At 60.0% G+C, this 21,147-nt stretch carries 19 protein-coding genes and 2 pseudogenes; 12 read left to right on the top strand and 9 right to left on the bottom strand.

All coding sequences use genetic code 11. From position 1 onward, the window contains the following. Positions 1-7: 7 nt before the first annotated feature. The 3 genes from AACY08_RS14735 to edd all read right to left on the bottom strand — a co-directional run bounded on the left by AACY08_RS14735 (position 8) and on the right by edd (position 3,610). A complete protein-coding gene (locus tag AACY08_RS14735; protein WP_025854798.1) occupies positions 8-742 on the bottom strand; it encodes a response regulator in 735 nt (244 codons plus the stop codon). 88 nt (positions 743-830) lie between these two features. After that, positions 831-1,787, bottom strand: coding sequence for a glucokinase (locus tag AACY08_RS14730; protein WP_339417253.1), 957 nt, complete (start codon positions 1,785-1,787; stop codon positions 831-833). Continuing rightward, positions 1,784-3,610, bottom strand: coding sequence for a phosphogluconate dehydratase (edd, locus tag AACY08_RS14725; RefSeq protein WP_339470094.1), 1,827 nt, complete (start codon positions 3,608-3,610; stop codon positions 1,784-1,786). The genes AACY08_RS14730 and edd overlap by 4 nt, the downstream gene beginning before the upstream one ends. 221 nt (positions 3,611-3,831) lie before the next feature. Here edd and gap point away from each other — a divergent pair, with 221 nt between their 5' ends. The 6 genes from gap to AACY08_RS14695 all read left to right on the top strand — a co-directional run bounded on the left by gap (position 3,832) and on the right by AACY08_RS14695 (position 10,524). Then, complete coding sequence (gene gap, locus AACY08_RS14720; RefSeq protein ID WP_049711713.1) at positions 3,832-4,833, top strand: type I glyceraldehyde-3-phosphate dehydrogenase; 1,002 nt, start codon at positions 3,832-3,834, stop codon at positions 4,831-4,833. A 137-nt stretch (positions 4,834-4,970) separates the two neighbouring features. Then, positions 4,971-5,489 carry an RNA polymerase sigma factor gene (locus AACY08_RS14715; RefSeq protein ID WP_339470092.1) on the top strand — a complete coding sequence of 173 codons (519 nt, stop codon included), beginning with the start codon at positions 4,971-4,973 and terminating at the stop codon, positions 5,487-5,489. Between the two features lie 74 nt (positions 5,490-5,563). After that, positions 5,564-6,532, top strand: coding sequence for a FecR family protein (locus AACY08_RS14710; RefSeq protein ID WP_339470091.1), 969 nt, complete (start codon positions 5,564-5,566; stop codon positions 6,530-6,532). 115 nt (positions 6,533-6,647) lie between these two features. After that, positions 6,648-9,212, top strand: coding sequence for a TonB-dependent receptor (locus AACY08_RS14705; protein WP_339470090.1), 2,565 nt, complete (start codon positions 6,648-6,650; stop codon positions 9,210-9,212). A 134-nt stretch (positions 9,213-9,346) separates the two neighbouring features. Next, the gene (locus tag AACY08_RS14700; RefSeq protein WP_339470088.1) at positions 9,347-9,955 is read left to right on the top strand and encodes a biliverdin-producing heme oxygenase; all 609 of its coding nucleotides are present in this window, start codon (positions 9,347-9,349) and stop codon (positions 9,953-9,955) included. Between the two features lie 167 nt (positions 9,956-10,122). Continuing rightward, positions 10,123-10,524, top strand: a complete 402-nt coding sequence (locus AACY08_RS14695) for a YbaN family protein (RefSeq protein ID WP_339438115.1) — start codon at positions 10,123-10,125, stop codon at positions 10,522-10,524. Between the two features lie 219 nt (positions 10,525-10,743). Here the strand turns inward: AACY08_RS14695 and AACY08_RS14690 are convergent, their stop codons facing one another. Then, on the bottom strand, positions 10,744-11,307 hold the full coding sequence (locus AACY08_RS14690) for an NAD(P)H nitroreductase (RefSeq protein ID WP_339417265.1): 564 nt from the start codon (positions 11,305-11,307) through the stop codon (positions 10,744-10,746). A 140-nt stretch (positions 11,308-11,447) separates the two neighbouring features. Between AACY08_RS14690 and AACY08_RS14685 the strand changes: the two genes are divergently transcribed. From AACY08_RS14685 to AACY08_RS14665, 6 genes and pseudogenes are all read left to right on the top strand, one after another. Beyond that, positions 11,448-12,875, top strand: a complete 1,428-nt coding sequence (locus tag AACY08_RS14685) for a di-heme oxidoreductase family protein (protein WP_339470086.1) — start codon at positions 11,448-11,450, stop codon at positions 12,873-12,875. Positions 12,876-12,906: 31 nt separating this feature from the next. Then, positions 12,907-13,971, top strand: a complete 1,065-nt coding sequence (locus AACY08_RS14680; RefSeq protein ID WP_339470085.1) for an imelysin family protein — start codon at positions 12,907-12,909, stop codon at positions 13,969-13,971. 2 nt (positions 13,972-13,973) lie between these two features. Next, complete coding sequence (locus tag AACY08_RS14675; RefSeq protein WP_339417333.1) at positions 13,974-15,071, top strand: DUF1513 domain-containing protein; 1,098 nt, start codon at positions 13,974-13,976, stop codon at positions 15,069-15,071. Between the two features lie 116 nt (positions 15,072-15,187). Continuing rightward, positions 15,188-15,421, top strand: a pseudogene (locus AACY08_RS14670) (efflux transporter periplasmic adaptor subunit); the annotation flags it as partial. Next, positions 15,420-15,539, top strand: a pseudogene (locus AACY08_RS30470) (hypothetical protein); the annotation flags it as partial. The pseudogenes AACY08_RS14670 and AACY08_RS30470, both read left to right, overlap by 2 nt. Positions 15,540-15,661: 122 nt before the next feature. Further along, entirely contained in the window at positions 15,662-17,098 is a 1,437-nt protein-coding gene (locus AACY08_RS14665) for a hypothetical protein (protein ID WP_339470083.1), read from the top strand. A gap of 74 nt (positions 17,099-17,172) precedes the next feature. Here AACY08_RS14665 and AACY08_RS14660 read toward each other — a convergent pair whose 3' ends face one another. From AACY08_RS14660 to colR, 5 genes are all read right to left on the bottom strand, one after another. After that, entirely contained in the window at positions 17,173-17,400 is a 228-nt protein-coding gene (locus AACY08_RS14660; RefSeq protein WP_339417275.1) for a hypothetical protein, read from the bottom strand. Beyond that, the gene (locus AACY08_RS14655; protein ID WP_339417277.1) at positions 17,397-18,116 is read right to left on the bottom strand and encodes a lipopolysaccharide kinase InaA family protein; all 720 of its coding nucleotides are present in this window, start codon (positions 18,114-18,116) and stop codon (positions 17,397-17,399) included. The genes AACY08_RS14660 and AACY08_RS14655 overlap by 4 nt, the downstream gene beginning before the upstream one ends. A gap of 4 nt (positions 18,117-18,120) precedes the next feature. Then, positions 18,121-18,801: a class I SAM-dependent methyltransferase gene (locus AACY08_RS14650; RefSeq protein WP_339470082.1), complete on the bottom strand. Its 681-nt coding sequence runs from the start codon at positions 18,799-18,801 to the stop codon at positions 18,121-18,123. A 195-nt stretch (positions 18,802-18,996) separates the two neighbouring features. Then, a complete protein-coding gene (locus AACY08_RS14645; RefSeq protein ID WP_339470081.1) occupies positions 18,997-20,271 on the bottom strand; it encodes a sensor histidine kinase in 1,275 nt (424 codons plus the stop codon). Further along, positions 20,261-20,944 carry a two-component system response regulator ColR gene (colR, locus tag AACY08_RS14640; RefSeq protein WP_049711697.1) on the bottom strand — a complete coding sequence of 228 codons (684 nt, stop codon included), beginning with the start codon at positions 20,942-20,944 and terminating at the stop codon, positions 20,261-20,263. The genes AACY08_RS14645 and colR overlap by 11 nt, the downstream gene beginning before the upstream one ends. Positions 20,945-21,147: the final 203 nt, after the last annotated feature.

Here is a 21,147-nt window from a genome sequence, read left to right as displayed (position 1 = left end):
CACATGTTCAGTGGGCATTGCCGGCAACCACGCTGGCTGCCAGTTGATAACCGCTGCCGCGCACGGTGCGGATCAGCCTCGGGGGTTTTTCGGTATCGCGCAGGCGTTGGCGCAGGCGGCTGACAGCCATGTCGACGATACGGTCCAGCGGCATCAAGTCGCGACCACGGGTGGCGTTGCCGATGGTGTCACGGTCGAGGATCTGTTGGGGGTGGTCGAGAAACAATTTGAGCAGGGCAAAGTCGGCACCGGAGAGGATCACTTCTTCGCCATCCACATGAAACAGCCGGTGGCTGATCATGTCCAGGCGCCACTCATCAAACACCAGCACATCCCCGCCTACGCTGCGTTCCTGGCCAAACTGGCAACGGCGCAATAGCGCTTTGATCCGCGCCTGCAGCTCACGGGGGCTGAAGGGTTTGCCGATGTAGTCATCGGCTCCCAGCTCCAGGCCGATCACGCGGTCGGCTTCGTCAGAGCTGGCAGTGAGCATGATGATCGGCACCTGCGCCTGGCGCGGGTGCTGGCGGATCCAGCGGCAGAGGCTGAAACCGTCTTCGTCCGGCAACATCACATCAAGGATGACCAGGTCGCACGGCGCCTCGTTCATCGCCTGGCGGAACCCCGCGCCATCCGGCACGCCACGCACCTGGAAACCGGCGCGACTGAGGTAGGTCTGCAGCAACTCGCGGATTTCCTGGTCGTCGTCGACGAGGAGAATGGATTTACTGATTACGCTCACGGGGTCCTCCTTGTTGTTATGGCCAAGCTTAAGTCATTTGTTGCTCTCAAGGGCCCCTTCGACTTGCTCGCAATGGGGCCATCACGGCCTACGCAAACGCCTGCTCCAAAGCCACGCCAGCCCCGGTCAATCCAGAATACGGGGCTGTCACCAACCACACCGGAATGCCCTTGAAGTAGTCGCTCATGCAGCCTTTGTCCGCGAAGCTCTTGGCGAAACCGCTGCTGATAAAGAAGTCGGCAAACCTCGGTATCACGCCGCCCACGATGTACACGCCACCTCGCCCGCCGGTGGTCAGCACGTTGTTGCCGGCTACTCGGCCCAGCCAGATGCTGAACTGGTCTAACACTTCCATCGCCACCGGGTCGCCGGCCAGGCCTGCCGCCGTGATGGCTTCGGGCGTGTCCAGCACCGGAGGGTGCCCGTCCACTGCACAAATCGCTCGATACAGGCGCGGCAAGCCGCCTCCGCTCAAGGCGGTTTCGGCGCTGACGTGGCCGATCTCGTTGTAGATGTGCTGCCACAACTGGGTTTCCCGCGGGCTGCTCAAAGGCAGGTCGACATGGCCGCCCTCGCCCGGCAATGCGGCGAAACGCCCGCCGCCCAAATCCAGCAATGTGCCAACACCCAGGCCGGTGCCAGGACCAATCACCACCGCCGGGCGCAACGGCTCCGGCGTGCCTTCGCAGACCACACGAAACTCGTCGGGCTGCAAGCGCGTCATGCCCAAGGCCATGGCCGAGAAGTCGTTGACCAGTAGCAGCTCATCCACCTGCAAGGCTTTACAGAAAGCGGTCTTGCTCAGGCGCCAGTGATTGTTGGTGAATTTAAATTCATCCCCACTGACCGGCCCGGCCACCGACAGGCACACCGCACCGATGTCACCGATTTCCAGGCCTTCTTCCTTGAGATAAACCTTGATCGCCTCTTCGGGGCTGGAATGATCCGCCGTGGCATGCACGCGGATCGAATGCAACGCCTGGTCCCGCCACAACGCGAAACGCGCGTTGGTTCCACCGATATCACCGACCAGCGCTAGCTTCACTTAAGCGTCTCCAGGGCAGAGGTAAAGGCGCTGGCGCCCTGCTCTGCGGAGCTTGCGGCCAAGCGCATAAATGCAAACAGCTCACGACCGGCCCCCACGTTATTGCCCAGAAGGCCCGTGGCAGGCGTGCGCGCTGCAAATGCTTCGGCGTCCACCTTAAGCTCCAAGGTGCCGGTAACGCCATCCACACGAATGATATCGCCATCGCGCACCCGCGCCAGCGGCCCGCCGCTTTGGGCTTCGGGGTTGACGTGAATCGCGGCGGGAATCTTACCCGACGCGCCGGACATACGCCCGTCTGTCACCAATGCCACCTTGAAACCACGGTCCTGCAGTACACCCAGGAACGGCGTCATCTTGTGCAGCTCGGGCATGCCGTTGGAGCGCGGGCCCTGGAAGCGCATTACCGCGACGAAATCTTTTTCCAACTGACCGGCCTTGAACGCATCGGCCAGGTCCTGCTGATCCTGGAACACCACCGCCGGCGCTTCGACGATCTGGTGCTCTGGGGCTACAGCAGAGACTTTCATCACACCGCGGCCGAGGTTGCCTTCCATCACACGCAAACCACCTTCCGGCGAGAATGCACGGGCCACGGGGCGCAGGATGGTTTCGTCGAGGCTTTCGATCGGACCGTCGCGCCAGACCAGCTCGCCATCCACCAGGAACGGTTCCTGGATATAACGGCTCAGGCCCTTGCCAGCCACGGTGTTGACGTCTTCATGGAGCAGGCCGGCTTCAAGCAGTTCACGGATCAGGAACGACATGCCGCCCGCCGCCTGGAAGTGGTTGATGTCCGCCTTGCCGTTCGGATACACGTGGGACAGGGTCGGCACCACCTCGGAGAGGTCGGCCATGTCCTGCCAGGTGAGAATAATGCCCGCCGACATGGCGATAGCCGGCATGTGCAGCGTGTGGTTGGTGGAACCGCCGGTGGCGTTGAGGGCGACGATGGAGTTGACGATGGACTTCTCGTCGACGATCTCGCCGATCGGCGTGAAGCTGCCGTTGGCCTTGGTCAGGCGCGTGACCTGGTGCGCGGCTTCGCGGGTCAGTGCGTCACGCAGCGGCGTGTACGGGTTGACGAACGAGGCGCCCGGCAAGTGCAGGCCCATCACTTCCATCAGCAATTGGTTGGTGTTGGCAGTGCCATAGAAGGTGCAGGTGCCAGGGCTGTGGTAGGACTTCATCTCCGATTCCAGCAGCTCTTCGCGGGTCGCCTTGCCTTCGGCATAGCGCTGGCGCACATCGGCTTTCTGTTTGTTGGAGATGCCCGACGGCATCGGGCCGCCCGGGACGAAGATCATCGGCAGGTGGCCGTAGCGCAGTGCGCCCATCATGAGGCCGGGGACGATCTTGTCGCAGATGCCGAGCATCAGCGCCGCGTCAAACATGTTGTGGGACAGCGCTACCGCCGTGGACATGGCAATCACTTCACGGCTGAGCAGGCTCAGCTCCATACCTGGCTCGCCTTGAGTCACGCCGTCGCACATGGCGGGGGTGCCACCGGCGAACTGGCCGACCGAACCGACTTCGCGCAGGGCTTTTTTGATCTGTTCCGGGAAGTGTTCGTACGGCTGATGCGCCGAGAGCATGTCGTTATATGACGAAACAATTGCCACGTTGGCGGCATTCATCATACGCAGGCTATTTTTATCTTCAGTGCCGCAACCGGCCACGCCGTGGGCGAAGTTGGCGCATTGCAGCTTACCGCGCATCGGACCGTCGATGGCTGCACCGCGAATGAGCGCAAGGTAAGCCTCGCGAGTGACGCGGCTGCGGGCGATAAGCCGTTCGGTGACCTCAAGAACGCGGGGATGCATGTGTAGAACTCCAGGCTAACGGATGTGGCGACCCTCGTTCCTGGGTTGATCAAACGCCCGCAGCGCATGGGATGGCAGGTAGGCATTTGGATCATCGGACCAGTTGATTCAGGTCACTCGTTGTAGATTGAACAAAATATTGCCACTAAAAAGGCTTGTTTTCTATTTTTATGCGAATAATCTTGTAATTCTTACAACAAATCGACGACAGGCACTCTCCAATGACTCTTCGTATCGCAATCAATGGTTTTGGCCGTATCGGCCGTAATGTCCTGCGCGCACTGTATACCCAAGGCTACCGCCAGGATTTGCAGATCGTCGCCATCAATGATCTGGGCGACAGTTCGATCAACGCCCACCTGCTCAAATACGACACCGTGCATGGCACTTTCGAAGCAGAGGTCGCACACGATCAGGAAAGCCTGACCGTCAATGGTGACCGGATTGCCGTCAGTGCCATTCGCAACCCGGCCGACCTGCCATGGGCTGCACACAAGATCGACGTGGTGTTCGAATGCACCGGTCTGTTCACTGACCGGGACAAGGCTGCCGCCCATATTACTGCTGGCGCGCGCAAGGTGATCATCTCTGCACCGGCCAAGGGCGCGGACGCCACTGTGGTCTACGGCGTGAACCACGACATTTTGCGTCAATCCCACCAGATCATCTCCAACGCCTCGTGCACCACCAACTGCCTGGCGCCTGTGGCCCAAGTGCTGCACCGCGAGCTGGGTATCGAAAGCGGCCTGATGACCACGATTCACGCCTACACCAACGACCAGAACCTCACCGACGTCTACCACACCGACCCGTACCGCGCGCGTTCGGCCACCCAGAACATGATACCGAGCAAGACCGGCGCGGCTGAAGCGGTCGGCCTGGTGCTGCCGGAACTGGCGGGCAAACTGACCGGCATGGCCGTGCGGGTGCCGGTGATCAACGTGTCGCTGGTGGACCTCACCGTACAGCTGAAGAAAGAAGCCACTGCCGAACAGGTCAACGCGCTGCTCAAAGAAGCCAGCCAGCACTCGAAGATCCTCGGCTACAACACCCTGCCGCTGGTTTCCAGTGACTTCAACCACAACCCGCTGTCGTCGATCTTCGATGCCAATCACACCAAGGTCAGTGGCAAGTTGCTGAAAGTGCTGGCGTGGTACGACAACGAGTGGGGCTTCTCCAACCGTATGCTGGATAACTGCCTGGCGCTGTGCAACGCCGAGTAATCCAGTGGGAGTGGGCTTGTGTGGGAGCGGGCTTGCTCGCTCCCACACTTGTCCTGTGCAAAACCGCTCAAAGTGCCCCTTGCCATTTGAGTTGATGATAAGCATTATCATTAACTGCATATCGGTCTGGTATCACTGTGAGCCAATCTCGCTTCAACCATGTCTTTCTCACCCAACGGGTGATTCTGCTTCGCACCTTGCAGCGGATGGTGAATAATCACAGCACCGCCGAGGACCTGTTGCAGGAAACCTACCTGCGCGTCACCCGGGCCCTGAGCGAGCGGCCGATCGATCACCTTGAACCTTTTGTCTATCAGACGGCGCGCAACCTGGCGCTGGATCACCTGCGCGCGCGTCGGATCCAGGCCCGCACGTTGCAGGAAGATGTCCCGCTGGACGTTCTGCAAAGCGTCGCCGCCCCTATCAGTACACCCGAGGACGCCACCCAGGCCGAGCAAATGCTTGAGGCCCTGAGCGTCAGCCTGGGCCAGTTGAGCGCCCGTCAGCAGCAGATTTTCATCCTCAGCCGCCTGCATGGTTGCAGCTACCAGCAGATTGCTGATCAGTTGCACGTGTCCTTGAGCACCGTGCAAAAGGAACTGAAATTGATCATGGCCATCTGTGTAGGTGTGGCTGAACGGCTGGATCGGCCTTAAGCTTCACCCGACAGAAGCGTAGGCACAGGCTGTACGAAAGTTGAATAGAACGTGGCGAAGACCCGAGGAACACCGTGACGGACCCGAATAAACTGCGGCCCCATGAGCTGGCTCATGAGGTGTTGCAAGACACGGCTATGGACCAAGCCCTCGACTGGCTGATCGCCTTGCAGTGCCCGCAGCCCGGGCAGCAGGCCGAATTTGAAGCCTGGCTGACGCGTGACCCGGCTCACGTCCGCGCCTTCGGCAAGGCCCAGGCAGCCTGGGGTGGCGCGCCGGTACACAGCGCCGCCGTTGCCCTGGCCGTGCCACGCAAGCCCAGCGCCTGGCGCCGGGTCAAACCGCATTGGAAACCGTTGGCCACCGCCGCCGTGCTGTTGATCGGCCTGTTCAGCTTCAGCGACCTGCCGGTACGTCTGCAAGCTGACCACCTCACCGTGGTGGGCGAACGCCAGCGCCTGCAATTGGACGACGGTTCGAAGGTGTTGCTCAACACCAACTCGGCGTTTTCCAGCAGCATCAAGGACCACCAGCGCATCGCCCGCCTGTATCAGGGCGAGGCGTTTTTCGACGTCGTGCCCAGTCATGGCCTGCCCCTGGAAATCGACGCCGGCCCCGTACGTGCCAGCGTACGCGACACCACTTTCGCCGTGCGCTACCTCAACGGTGAAGCCCAAGTGCAAGTGCAGCGCGGCGATGTCGACCTGAGCAATACCTTCGACGATGCCCGCGTGCGCCTGAGCGCCGGTGAAAGTATCCGCATCGGGCCCAACGGCTTCGGCCAGCCTGCCAAGCTGGACGCCAACAAAGACCTGGCCTGGGTACAAGGCCGGCTGATCTTCGAAAACTGTCCGATGAGCGAAGTGCTCGCCGAACTGCGCCGCTATTACCCCGGCTGGATCGTCAACACCAACGACCGGCTCGCCAGCGTCGCCGTCACCGGCAATTACCGCCTCGACCAGCCCCTGGACGTCGTGCGTTCACTGGCTCACATCACCTCGGCCAAGCTGTCGGAATACCCGGCGCTGGTGATCTTGAACTAAATGAGAATTATTTTTACTCGATAGCTGTCGGTGGTACGTCTCGTCTTAGCCAATGCAACTGATTCTTATTTGTCTCGGTTCGCAACTATAAGATTCGTATCCCGGAGCGCTCTCGATGTCCTCTTGTTTCAACCGCCGGTCCTCCTCGCCCGTCCTGTCCTTGCTGACAGCGGCTATCCTACTGGCCGCTGCGCCAGTGATGACGGCCGCTGCTGCCGAACCTGCGCCGCGCAGCCATGGCAACTACACCTTCAGCATCGAGCAGCAGCCGCTGGTCTCGGCACTCAACGCCTTTACCGCCGTAACCGGTTGGCAAGTCGGCCTGCCAGCGGAACTCGGCCAGGGCGTATCGTCCCCTGGCGCACGCGGCCCGTTGTCGCCGGAAAAAGCCCTGGATCGGCTGTTGGTGGGGACCAACTTGAGCTACCGCAAACTGGGCAACAACAACATCGTCCTGGAAAAGCGCGCAGCGGGAAGCACCCTCAACCTGCAGCAGGTGACTATCAGCGCCACCCGTAACGAGCAGGATGTAAATAGCGTGCCGAGCAGCGTCAGCGTGTATGAACGTGAGGAGCTGGACCGCCAGAACGTGAACACACTTCGCGAGCTAGTGCGTTACGAGCCCAACGTCTCAGTGGGCGGCGCCGGCGGCCGGGCGAGCAACTCGGGCTACAACATTCGTGGCATTGACGGCGACCGCATCCTCACCCAGGTGGATGGCGTGGAAGTGCCGGACAATTTCTTCAACGGCCCTTACGCGAAGACCCGCCGCAATTACGTGGACCCGGAAATCGTCAAGCGCGTGGAAATCCTGCGCGGCCCGGCCTCGGCCCTGTATGGCAGCAGCGCCATTGGTGGCGCCGTCAGCTATTTCACCCTCGACCCGGATGACATCATCAAGCCCGGCCAGGACGTCGGCGCCCGCCTGAAGACCGGCTACAGCTCCGCCGACGAGAGCTGGTTGACCTCCGCCACCGTCGCCGGGCGCGTACAGGACTTCGACGGCTTGCTGCACCTGAGCCAGCGTAATGGTCACGAAATGGAATCCTACGACGGCAACAACGCCACGGGCCTGGCGCGTACCGGTGCCAACCCCGAGGATGCGCGCACCACTAACGTGCTGGCCAAGCTCGGTTGGAATTATGGCGATGACAACCGACTGGGCCTGACTTACGAGAAGTTCAAGGACGATCGCGACGTCAACCTCAAGAATGCCGTGGGCGGCCCGTTCACAGGCGGGCGCGGCTTCAACTTCTACCGGGCGCGGTCGGGCAACGACACCATCACCCGTGAACGTTTCGGTATCGAAAACCGCTTCGCCCTCGAATCGCCGATTGCCGATCACATCAAGACCAGCCTCAACTACCAGATCGCCAAGACCGACCAGACCACCGCCGAGATCTACCAGCCATCACGGCGTGTATTGCGCACCCGCGAAACCCTTTATGAAGAAAAACAGTGGGTGTTCGACGCACAGCTGGATAAGACCTTCAGCCTGGGTGAAACCGATCACCAACTGACCTATGGCACCACCCTCAAACAACAGAAAGTCACCGGCTCCCGCGAAGGCGCCGCCACCTGCCTGGCGGTCGGCAGCGGTTGCACGGCCATCGGCGCACCCAGCCCGATGGCCAGCGACAGCGTGAAAAAAGCCAGCGACTTCCCGGACCCGACTATCAACACTTACTCGCTGTTCGCGCAGGACCAGATCACTTGGGACAAGTGGACCTTCCTGCCCGCGGTGCGCTATGACTACACCCAACTCAAGCCCAAGTTAACTGAAGCGTTCCTCAACACCGTCGACCCGACGCGGATCTACGCCCACAGTGACAAGGAAAAAACCTGGCACCGTGTGACGCCCAAATTCGGCCTGACCTACGCGCTGACCGATCACTACACCTGGTTTGGTCAATACGCTGAAGGCTTCCGCACACCGTCTGCCAAAGCCTTGTACGGCCGCTTCGAAAACCTGCAGCAGGGCTACACCGTCGAGCCCAACCCGGACCTCAAGCCGGAAAGCAGCAAGGGCGTGGAAACCGGGATTCGTGGCAACTTCGACTCCGGTTCGTTTGATATCGCCGTGTTCTACAACAAATACCGCGATTTTATCGACGAGGACGCCTCCGTCGCCGGCAGCACCTCACAGCAATTCGAAGCCAACAACATCAAGCACGCCACCATCAAGGGGATCGAAGCCAAAGGGCGCCTGAACCTTGACGCGTTTGGCGCACCGCAAGGCATGTACACCCAGGGTTCGGTTGGCTACACCTATGGCCGCAACGACGATAATGGCGAGGCGCTCAACAGCATCAACCCGCTCAAGGGCGTATTCGGCCTGGGCTACGACCAGGACAACTACGGTGGCCTGCTGAGCTGGACCCTGGTGAAAAAACAGAATCGCGTCGACAGCACCACCTTCCATGCGCCTGACGGCAGCACCACTGGCCCCTTCAAGACCCCAGGCTTCGGCATTGTCGACCTGACCGCCTTCTATAAGGTCACCCACGACGTGACCCTCAACGGTGGTCTTTACAACCTGACCGACAAGAAGTACTGGAACTGGGATGACGTGCGCAGCTACGACGGTGTCGGCGAGGCCGGTGTGACCTCACCCGCCAACCTCGACCGCCTGACTCAGCCGGGTCGCAACGTTGCGATCAACGTGGTCTGGGACATCTGACCCGCACCACTCACCTCGTCGAAATTTCATCGCCGGGGTGAGGATTTTTTACTGTGCCGCGTCTTCTTGTTCGTCTAGTTGATAACCGCTCTCTTTAAGAGCAATAAGGCGCTCCCCTTCTCAAGGACTTATTCATGACCGCTTCTCCTACCGCAGAACGTCCAAGCCTGCGCTCCCAGCGCCTGAACCAGATCACGAACGAGCCGCACACCAAGCTCGACGCATTGGTCAAAGCCCACGCGCCGTTCGAGACCCAGGCCAACTTCGCGCGTTTCGTGGTGGCGCAGTATCTGTTCCAGTCGGAATTGGTGGCCCTTTACAACGATGCCGAACTGATCAAGATCGTGCCGGACCTGGCGGAGCGCTGCCGTGCCGACGCCGCCAAGCAGGACCTGGCCGACCTGGACACCGAAGTGCCTGCGCCGGTGGCTGGCGCCGTGAAGAACCCGAGCAAGGCCGAAGCCCTCGGCTGGCTGTTCGTTTCCGAGGGTTCCAAGCTGGGCGCTGCGTTCCTGATCAAGCGCGCCGTGGGCCTGGGCCTGAGCGAAACCTTCGGTGCCCGCCACTTGGGTGAACCGGCCGGCGGTCGTGCCGAAGGCTGGAAGCGCTTCACCCGCACCCTCGACGCCTTGGCGTTCAGCGCCGAAGAGGAAGCCGCAGTGGAAAAAGGCGCGGTCGACGCGTTTGTACGCTTCACCATCTTGCTGGAACAGGCGTACGCTAGCGCCCCTGAACTGGCGTAATGTTCCGGTAGAACCGGATCAATGTGGGAGCTGGCTTGCCTGCGATAGCGGTGCGTCAGGTATAGATGCAGTGACTGACACACAGCTATCGCAGGCAAGCCAGCTCCCACACTTGATTGCATTCCAGCTCAGATAATTCGCATTTTCCCTACCAGATAAGCTTCACCATGACCCGCAAACCCCAATCCACCTCGAAAATCGCGCAGATCCTCTTTGGCCTGCTGGCCTACGTCAGCCTGGGCATCGGATTGGTGGCGATCGTCATCCCGGGTTTGCCCACCACCGAATTCATCCTGTTGGCCGCCTGGGCCGCCACCAAAAGTTCGCCGCGCCTTAGCGCCTGGCTGGAAAACCACCGGCTGTTCGGGCCGATCCTGTCCAACTGGCGCAACGGCAAGATCATCACGCGGCGGGCCAAGGTCAGCGCCACCGTGAGCATGCTGCTCTGCGCGATTCTGATGCTGGCGATACTCGACCACGGCTGGCCGATCTACCTGGCGATTGCCGGCATGAGCCTGGGCAACCTGTGGATCTGGTCACGCCCGGAACGGCTTACACACCCCACATAACGCTGCCTCTAGGCATTCACCTACCGCGCATGAATTGATTTATGACACCGATGTTTCAGACATAGCGCTGAGTGGCGCCCCTGCATTCGAGCCAAATTCAAAGACGCCCTCTGTGGGAGCGGGCTTGCCCGCGATGGCGGTGCATCAGCAACACATCATTGACTGACCCACCGCCATCGCAGGCAAGCCAGCTCCCACATAAAGCAGATTTGCAGCGACTTAACGACCGGGCCAGGCTTGAACAAACGCCGCCACATCCTCTTTCGGCGCAGTACGCGGCGGATTTTGCGGCGTACCCAGATACAGGAAACCAATCACTTCCTCATCCGCCGTCAGCCCCAGGCCTTTAGCAACGTGCGCCGAGTAGGACAATTCGCCAGTGCGCCACACCGCACCAATCCCCTGGGCGTAGGCCGCCAACAGGATCCCATGGGCAGCGCAGGCCGCAGCCAGCAGTTGCTCGGACTTCGGCACCTTGAAATGTTCCTGCAAGTGGGCAATCACCACCACGACCAACGGCGCACGCAGCGGGCCATTCTGGGCTTTGTCGATGGCGGCTTGCGGCGCTTCAGCGTCTTGCAGGCGCGCCGCCTCAGCCAGCAACGTGCCCATTTGCTCGCGGGCGGCGCCTTCCACCGTCAGGAAACGCCAAGGGCGCAACTGCCCGTGGTCGGGCGCCCGCATGGCGGCGGCGAACAGCACGTCGCGCTGCTCCTGGGTCGGGGCCGGTTCCAGCAAGCGCGGCACGGAAACACGGTTGAGCAAAGCGTCGAGAGCCTGCATTGGCCACCTCCAGAGAAAAATGTGCGGTCATTCTAGCGGGAATGAATCGGGATGCCACTAAACGATAATTGCTCTTATTCATTGCGCCCTGCCCTGTTAGACTTTGCGCCCATAATTTGCGCATTCGCTTAGGGCTTTCGATGTTCCGTCCGTTTTTTCGCCTGTCCGCAGTACTGCTGTCCTTGAGCCTGGCGGCCTGCGATGACGCACCCAGGTTCACCAAGGCCGAGCCCGGTGAATCACGGGCGGGCGGCGCAGCGACGGTGAACAAGCGCGACCAGAACGCGTTTTCCCTGCCTTCGGCCAACTTATCAGCCACGCGGCGCCTGGATTTCAGCGTGGGCAACAGCTTCTTTCGCAGCCCATGGGTGATCGCGCCGTCCACCACCACGGCGCGTGATGGCCTGGGCCCGTTGTTCAATACGAATGCCTGCCAGAACTGCCATATAAAAGACGGCCGTGGGCACCCACCGTTGCCCGACGCACCGAATGCGGTGTCGATGCTGGTGCGCCTGTCCATTCCAAGTAGCCCTGCGTATGCCAAGCTGATCGAACAAATCGGCGTAGTGCCCGAACCGGTCTACGGCGGGCAACTGCAAGACATGGCCGTGCCCGGCGTTGCGCCCGAAGGCAAGGTGCGGGTCGACTACACGCCGGTCAACGTTACCTTCACGGACGGCACGGTAGTCGAACTACGCAAGCCGGCCCTGCAATTCACCCAGCTTGGCTACGGCCCGATGCATCCGGATACACGCTTCTCCGCGCGCATCGCCCCGCCGATGATCGGCCTGGGCCTGCTGGAAGCCATCAGCGACGCCGATATCCTGCGCAACAGTGACCCCAAGACGGCCGACAAAGAAGCCATCGTCGGCCGCGCCAATTGGGTCTGGGACGACGCCCAGCAAAAAACCGTGCTGGGGCGTTTCGGCTGGAAAGCCGGGCAACCCAACCTCAATCAACAAAATGTTCACGCGTTTTCTGGTGATATGGGCCTCACCACGTCCCTGAGACCGTTCGATGACTGCACCGATGCTCAAGTCGCCTGCAAGCAGGCGCCTAACGGCAATGGCCCCGACGGCGAGCCTGAAGTCAGCGACAACATTCTGCGCCTGGTGCTGTTCTACACGCGCAACCTGGCGGTGCCAGTGCGCCGCGACGTCAACTCGCCGCAAGTGCTGGCCGGTAAAAATCTGTTCTATCAAGCGGGCTGCCAGGGTTGCCACACACCCGCGTTCACCACGGCCGCCTCTGCCTCCGAACCTGAACTGGCCAGCCAAGTGATCCGCCCCTACAGCGACCTGCTGTTACACGATATGGGCGACGGATTGACCGACAACCGTAGCGAATTCAAGGCCGGTGGCCGAGACTGGCGCACGCCGCCGTTGTGGGGCATTGGCCTGACGCAGACCGTGAGTGGCCACACCCAGTTCTTGCATGACGGCCGCGCGCGCAACCTGCTCGAAGCCGTGCTGTGGCACGGCGGCGAAGCACAAGCGGCGCAGCAGCATGTGTTGTCTTTCAATGCCGAGCAGCGCGCTGCGTTGCTGGCGTTCCTAAATTCTTTATAAGCTTTGCCCCAATTACAGAAGGGAGCTCGACATGTTCCGTCCCAAGTTGTTGTTCACCAGCCTTGCCGCACTCGCCCTCGGCGCTTGCTCACCGCAAGACCCGCAAGCAGTGACCTCGGCGGCTATCGCCAAGCAAGTGATTTTGCCGACGTACAGCCGTTGGGTTGAAGCCGACCGCCAACTGGCCGTCAGCGCCCTGGCTTACTGCCAAGGCAAGGAAAGCCTGGACACCGCCCGCGCCGACTTCCTGCATGCGCAAAAGGCCTGGGCCGAGTTGCAACCGCTGCTGATCGGCCCGCTAGCCGAGGGCAACCGTGCTTGGCAGGTGCAGTTCTGGCCGGACAAGAAAAACCTGGTCGGCCGCCAAGTCGAACAACTGGTCGACAGCCAGCCACAGATCGACGTCGCGGCCCTGGCCAAGTCCAGCGTGGTCGTGCAAGGCCTGTCGGCCTACGAATACATCCTCTACGACGCCAAGACCGACATCGCCGACGACGCTCAGAAAGCCCGTTACTGCCCGCTGCTGGTGGCTATCGGCGACCGTCAGAAGGCCCTGGCCGAAGAAATCCTGGCCAGCTGGAACAGCACCGACGGCATGCTTGCGCAGATGACCAAGTTTCCTAACCAGCGCTACGCGGACTCCCACGAAGCCATCGCTGACCTGCTGCGCGTCCAGGTGACCGCACTGGACACCCTGAAGAAAAAACTCGGCACGCCGATGGGTCGCCAGACCAAGGGTATCCCGCAGCCATTCCAGGCCGATGCGTGGCGCAGCCAGTCGTCCCTGCAAAGCCTCGAGGCCAGCCTCGCGGCGGCCCAGACTGTGTGGGTCGGCGTCGACAACAAAGGCCTACGCGGCCTGTTGCCTGCCGAGCAGAAGCCGTTGGCCGACAAGATCGATGCCGCCTATGCCGCGTCGCTGAAGCTGTTAGACAGCAACCAGCGTACCTTCAACGAACTGCTGGCCGACGACGCCGGACGCCAGCAGCTCAACGACATTTATGACAGCCTCAACGTTGTCCACCGCCTGCACGAAGGCGAGCTGGCCAAAGCGCTGGGCATCCAACTGGGCTTCAATGCCAACGACGGTGACTGATGATGCTTAGGCGACAGGCTTTGGCGGTTGGCAGCATGCTGCTCAGTGCGCTCACCTTGGGTGGCTGGACGCTGTTCAAAAGCAAAGACAAAAGCCCGCTGCTGCTCTCGGCGCGCGATGATGCGGACGGCAAGCACTACGCTGTGGGCTATCGCCTGGACGGCAAGCAAGTGTTTGCCACCCAGGTCGGCCAGCGCTGTCACGACATCATCAACCACCCGACGCTGCCCATTGCACTGTTTGTTGCCCGTCGCCCAGGCACTGAGAGTTATCTGATCGACCTGCGCAGTGGTGCGCTGCTGCAAACCATCACCTCCCACGCCAATCGCCACTTCTATGGCCATGCGGTCATTCACAAAAGCGGCGACTGGCTGTACGCCACCGAAAACGACACGTCCGACCCCGGCCGTGGCCTGCTCGGTGTGTACAGGTTCGAAGGCGAGCGGCTGGTGCACAGTGGCGAGATTTCCACCCATGGGATCGGCCCACATCAGGTGTCGTGGATGCCCGACGGCGAAACCCTGGTGGTGGCCAACGGCGGCATTCGCACCGAAGCCGAAAGCCGCGTGGAGATGAACCTCAACGCCATGGAACCGAGTCTCGTGCTGATGCACCGCGACGGTACGCTGATCAGTAAGGAAACCCTCGGCCAGCAGATGAACAGCGTGCGCCATATGGGGATCGCCAGCGATGGCACCATCCTTACCGGGCAGCAGTTCATGGGGCCGTCCCAGGAGCGTTCCGAATTGTTGGCGATCAAGCGACCGGGCCAGCCTTTCGTCGCGTTCCCGGTGGCCGATGAGCAGTTGCAGTCGATGGGGCACTACACCGCCAGCGTCGCGGTGCACAGTGAATTGCGCCTGGTGGCGTTGACCGCCCCACGGGGCAACCGCTTCTTTATCTGGGACATGGACAGTGGCGAGCTGCGCCTGGATGGACCATTACCCGACTGTGCCGGTGTCGGTGCCGTCGAGGATGGTTTTGTCGTGACCTCGGGCCAAGGCCGTTGCCGGTTCTACGATTGCCGTCAGAAACAGTTGGCAGCAAAACCGTTGGAATTGCCGGCAGGGCTCTGGGATAACCATCTGCATCTGATCTGACGCTCCCCTCTGAACAGGGCCAGTCCTGGCCCTGTTCCCGGTGATAAACACCGTCTGGAATACCCACTACACTTCTACAAAAAATCGCCTGCCAATGTTTTCCAGGGAATTGGAATATGCTGCGCCGTCGCATGCTTATCATGTTGGGTATCGTCCTGTCAATCGTCATGCTGCTGGGGGGCTACAAAGCCTTTTCCATCTACCAGCAGATCCAGGTCTTTTCCAAGCCAAAACCGGCGGTCAGCGTGGCGGTCGCGACGGTGGTCGAACAATCCTGGCAACAGCGCCTTCCATCCGTCGGCTCACTCAAAGCCTTACAAGGTGTGAACCTGAGCCTGGAGGTGGCTGGTGAGCCGGTTTGATATCGGAATGGTGATTGCGACAGGGATGTCGGTTGGCACTTTGTTTACGCTGTTTGTATTGCCCTGTGTCTATACGTTGCTTGCCAAACAGGATCGAACGATCTAAACGACGGCTAAACCCTGCAACGCCTAAAGAATGCCGCTAACTCGACTTTTTACAGACTTTGGAACCAAGGTCCTATCGACCGCCACTACAGGCACGATCTAACCTCCAGGTAAAAAGAAGAAATGGAACTCAAACCATCAAACTATGCCGTCCCCCTGAACACTTGCTTAAAAAGCCAGACGCCATCAACCAGCCAGACAAGCGGTGTCTTGGCCACTGAAAAAGACAACGCCGCCCCCCCGTCCCACGCCACTGGCAGGCCGTACGGCGATCATCGAAGCGCTGAGGACATTCTCCAGGCCAATCCCTCATTGGATATCTTCGACAAAATCGACTACCCGAAAGGTTACAAAGAGCGACTCTACAAGCAGGTGGGTGACTGGACGCCGAACAACCCCGACCCCAAGTCGAGGGCCGATGCTGCGTACAACGCTGCCCGAGTGTTCAGTTACATCGAATCCGGGAAAGACAGCAGAACGGCCAATAGCAGACCCAACAGTGAGGCGACTGATGGCCTTCGGTACGCTGGTTATCCACCCCGTGAAGCCAGTAATGCGGAACTAATGGAGAACTTCCTGCAACACGGCTACTCGGCATTGATAGACCCAGAGGCAGAATCACAAAAGGCGGAAAACACAGCCATAGAAGCCGAAAAAGCCAGGATAAAAGACCAGCAGAACGCCTCGAAAACGGACACCACCAAGAGCGATCAAACCTCAAGGACTGAAAACAATATTGACTACGCCCCGAACGGCGCCACCGGAAGACCAAAAGGGGACCGTCGCACAGCAGAACAGATCATCAAGGACAATCCCATCTTGAACAACTTGCCCTCGTCTATTACGAAAGAATCGCTGTTCAAGCATCTGGGTGACTGGACCGGCAGCAATCCGGATCCGGAAAAACGTGCGGATGCAGCCTTTAATGCTGCACGTCTGTTCAATTACATCGATGGCCTCGACGTAAAGGAATCCGCTAGAAACCCGAGCAAGCAAGGTGACGGCAAGATCACGGGTGAACATCAGGACCCACTCCCACCGCCCTTCGATGAAGTCACGATTGTGAAAGGCTCTGAGGCCGACCTCGTGAAAAAATTCAGCGAGGAAGGTTACGCAGCCTTGGGCAATCACGGCACTCCGCTTGCCTCAGACAATGAAAAACGCCCTCAGAAAATACCTCCGTCCCCTTCCGGGCGGCCTGAAGGTGATAAGCGCACAGCTGATCAAATCCTCAACGCGAATCCAATCATTGGCAGGTTGGAAGAGTCCTTGGCTGGAATTCAAGGTGGTGCCAGGATTCTCGAGAAACTGAAGGCACTGACAGGCGACTGGAGCGAGAACAACACAAATGCCGAGTCGCGTGCCAACGCAGCGTACAACATCGCTAAAGTTGCAAACTACCTCGACGCAAACCCCACCTTTTATAGGCTTGACGAGGGGTTTGACGACATCGGTCCTGGCCATCTGACTGGCTTCACAAGTGATGGCGCTAACCCACACACTGAGGCAAGCGCGCTTATCAACTTTAGCAATAGCGGCTACACCGCGTTAGCGGGTTAAACAGGTAGACACCGACCTACTTTGCAAAAAAAAACCTCGCACTGCGAGGTCTTTTCATGTTGGTTTGAATCGTTTCAACTCTGTGGCCTCATCCCTTGAGACATGCCGAACATAAAGAGCAGTAACTCATGATCAGGCTTGACCGCTGTGCTCGCCTTGGCCACGCGCGGTAACAGGCATTGCCCGCCACTCTGCGTTGCACTGAGCACCTGTGTGCGAGGCTGCTCCCACGCCGCCAGCGCCAAGGCTGCAACGCCCAGCGCACCGACCAAAAATAAACCTCGTGCTATTTCTAGCTTCATCTGGTTAAACCCTTGATAGCGCTGCCAAACGCCGTCTCGTAAAAGTAGCTGAGTTTTTTCCAATCGGTATCGTTCCACGACGAATGGCGGCGCAATTGCAGCATGTCATGGGAGGCCGCCCGATAAGCGGTCAAGCGCTGGCGGCATTTCTCGAAATCCAGCAGCGCCACTTCGACATTGGCCGAATCACCTTCGCCTGTCACCCGCACAAAAATATGCTTGATGTACAGACAGCCATGCTGCCAACGCCCCTTGTGCATGCGCGCCAGGGTGCCGGCCAATTCCTTGAGCACGCGTTCATGCACCTGCTCGCCGTATTGCTCGCGACCACCGGCGGCGTACCAGTTTTCAATTTCGTCAAAGCCATCAAGGGCTGCGGTCACCAGCAGTGCCTGCCAACGGTGCTCGGGGTCGCGGCGTGCCTCGCAAAAGACCATTTCCGGAACGCGTACGTCCAACAGGCGCAGGCCTTTGATGGCATCGCGCTCACGCAGCACGGTGGGACGGCCGAAGGGGTGCAGCCAACTGCGGTAAATATGCCCGGTCTGGCGCTTGCAGTAGAGCAAACGTCCATTGGGACTTATCACGCGCTGCACGCCACTTTCACCACCGCGCCGGCGGTTGGGCTCCTCGACCCACTCACCCTGCTGGCGCCAGAAATAATCGAATCGCTCTTCGGGCGCTACGTGACTGCCTGCTACGCACTCAACTGCCATCCTGTTACCTCTTGCGTAATACGTACACCCGCCACATGGCGTAGAGCGGTATGAAGTCCAGGGATTCCTGAACACGAAAGCCGGCTTCCTCGAATTCCGCTTCGACAGTAGCAGCCGGTAACACAAATCTGTTTTGGTAACCTTCCTGCTCACCTTTTTTGCGACGCTGCCCTTCGAGACGCTTGCGTTTCCAGGCTTTGAAGTTGCCATCGACCCACAGCGAAATGATCACGCTGTCACGGGTAACGCGCTGAAACTCCCGCAATACCGCCGCCCGATGCGCCGGATCACCAATGTGGTGCAACAGGCGCATACAAAAAATGCTATCCACAGCGTTATCCGGCAGATCGATATCAAACGCGGATGTCTGCAAGGGCCGTACCCGTTTCACCACATCGGCGGGTTGAGCGGCCGTCGCCACCTTCAACATCGAGGCAGAGTTGTCAGCGCCGATGATCACACGATTGGGTTTTTCGGCCAGCAGCGGCCAGAAGCGCCCGGCACCGCAGGGCAAATCCAGCACCAAACCAGGCTCACCGGCCATCGCCAACGCACCACGGGCCAATTGCGCGTCGCGTTTATGGGACAGCCGGCGTGCCAGATTGTCCTGATGCTTGAGCAAATAGTCGTGGGCGTGCTCGTCGTCGTACTTTTCGGAAAATTCGAGCTTTATCGGGGTAGACATCTGCGGATCTCCAGTTGCTGATGCCTACAACCTTAAGCAGCAGCCTGTGATCAACAGGTCAACCCGTTGTGAAAAACTTGTCCTGTCCGATCTCATACATTTCAAGACTTTACAGACACAAGCAATAGCATGGGGCCATGTTCGCCGAATTACGGGGAACTCTGGCAGGATAACGGCAGGGGGGTGGAGCCAGGCTTAGACCTGGCTCAGTTGCACATGAAAACGGCAGCCATTCGGCTCCATGGTGCTGAGGCTCACGCTCCAGCCCTGGTTCTCACAGATACGCTGAACCAGTGACAAACCGAGGCCCAGGCCGTCACCGCGTTTTTCGCTGCCGCGCACGAAAGGCTCGAACATCGCTTCGCGCTTGTCTTCGGGAATCCCCACGCCGGAGTCTTCCACCACAAAGCCACTCGGCTCGAGGGTCAAGCGGATAAAGCCGTGCTCGGTGTAGTGCAAGGCATTGCGCAACAGATTGCCCATCACCGCATGCAGGAAGGTGGCGTTGTAGCGGGTGTCCAGCGGGTTACCCGGCTGGTAGATCAACTCCAGGCCCTTACGCTCAATGGGCTCGCGCCAGATGCCGAGCAGATCATCGGCGACCTGCTCCAGGCTGACCTGCGGTGACATGCTGCCATCGTCACGCTGGGCACGGGCCAGCATGAGAAAGGTCTGCACCAGCTCACGCATTTCTTCGCAAGCACGGGCGATCCGCTCGACCTGGCTACGGCCTCGCTGATCAATGGCCGGATTTTCCAGCAACAGCTCGCAAGAACTCGCCAGTACCATCAAGGGGGTGCGCAATTCGTGGCTCACGTCACTGGTAAACAACTGCTCACGAGACAGCGCCTGGCGCAAGCGCCCCAGCGTGGCATCGAAGGCCACGGCCAACTCACCCACTTCATCCGCCGCGTAATCCGGCGCCAGCGGTGGTGCCAGGCCCAGCAATTGGTCACGGTGACGCACCTGGCGGGCCAGGCGTACGACCGGCGCCATCACTTTGCGGGCGAGCACCCAGCCGAGGAACACCGCCAGTGCCAGGCTGAGCACAAAACCCACCAGCACCACGGCAAACAGCACGCGCTCGCGCTCTTCGAAATCGCTTTGATCCTGCAGCAGCACATAGCGCCGGCCGTCGACCACTTCAACCATGGCGTGGTAAGAGAGCGACTCGCGGAACACTTCGTGGAAACCGGGTTCGAGGTGACGCAGATCCTTGGGCAATTCAAAATCGCCGGGGCCACCGCTGAAGTAAAACAGCTGGTCCGGCTCAGGCCGGTGGCGCCAGTCCTCGACGGTGTCCATCAGCAACAGGCGCTGCAGGTCACCGCCCAGGCCCGCCGAGATCAGTTTTTCTTCCACAAGGTGCACGGTCGCGACGATGCCCATGGCGAAGGCGCCCGCCACCAATGCACTCATCAACGCAAAGGCAATGATGATCCGTTGGGCAAGGCTCTGCTTAAACTCCATCACGCCCCTCGGCCAAGCGATAACCGACGCCGTGCACGGTTTGCAGCAATGGCTTGGCGAACGGTTTATCGATCACTTGGCGCAATTGGTGGACGTGGCTGCGCAGGCTGTCGCTGTCCGGGCAGTCATCGCCCCACAGGGCTTCTTCGAGAATTTCGCGGCGTAGCACGTGCGGGCTCTTCTGCATCAGCACCGCCAGCAGCTTCAGGCCGACCGGGTTGAGCTTGAGCAGGCGACCTTCGCGAGTGACTTCCAGGGTGTCGAGGTCGTAGCTCAAGTCAGCCACCTGCAGCGTGCGGCGACCGCCGCCCTGTGCACGGCGCAGCACGGCTTCGATCCGCGCCGCCAATTCCGACAAGGCAAAAGGTTTGAGCAGGTAATCGTCGGCACCAGACTTGAAGCCTTGCAGCCGGTCATCCAGTTGATCGCGGGCGGTGAGCATGATCACCGGCGTGTCACGGCGCGCGTCTTCGCGCAGGCGTTTGCACAGGGTGTAGCCATCGATGCCGGGCAGCATGATATCGAGCACGATCAAATCGTAATGCTCGGTGGCGGCCAGGTGCAGGCCCGACAAACCGTCCTGCGCACAGTCTACGGTGTAGCCTTTCAGCCCCAGGTAGTCGGCCAGGTTGGCCAGAATATCGCGGTTGTCTTCAACCAATAGAATTCGCATGGGCAGTGTCTCCGTACGCGGTAACAGCCGTGTTGGCTCGCGCAGCTTAAGGCCAAGTGTGGCTCAGGGATAGGCCTGGAGGGCACGCTGATAAAGCTTTTCAACCAAGATTTATATTGAACGAGATTTTCACTATGGCTTCACACAATGGAGACAGTGCCAGGGCGAAAATTTGCGGTTAATTCAACGCCTCATCGGTTCGC

This window comes from Pseudomonas sp. EL_65y_Pfl1_R83, from assembly GCF_963970695.1.
GTDB lineage: Bacteria > Pseudomonadota > Gammaproteobacteria > Pseudomonadales > Pseudomonadaceae > Aquipseudomonas > Aquipseudomonas tritici.
Note: the sequence above shows the minus strand (reverse complement) of the source record. Positions and strands in the feature narration are given on the sequence as shown.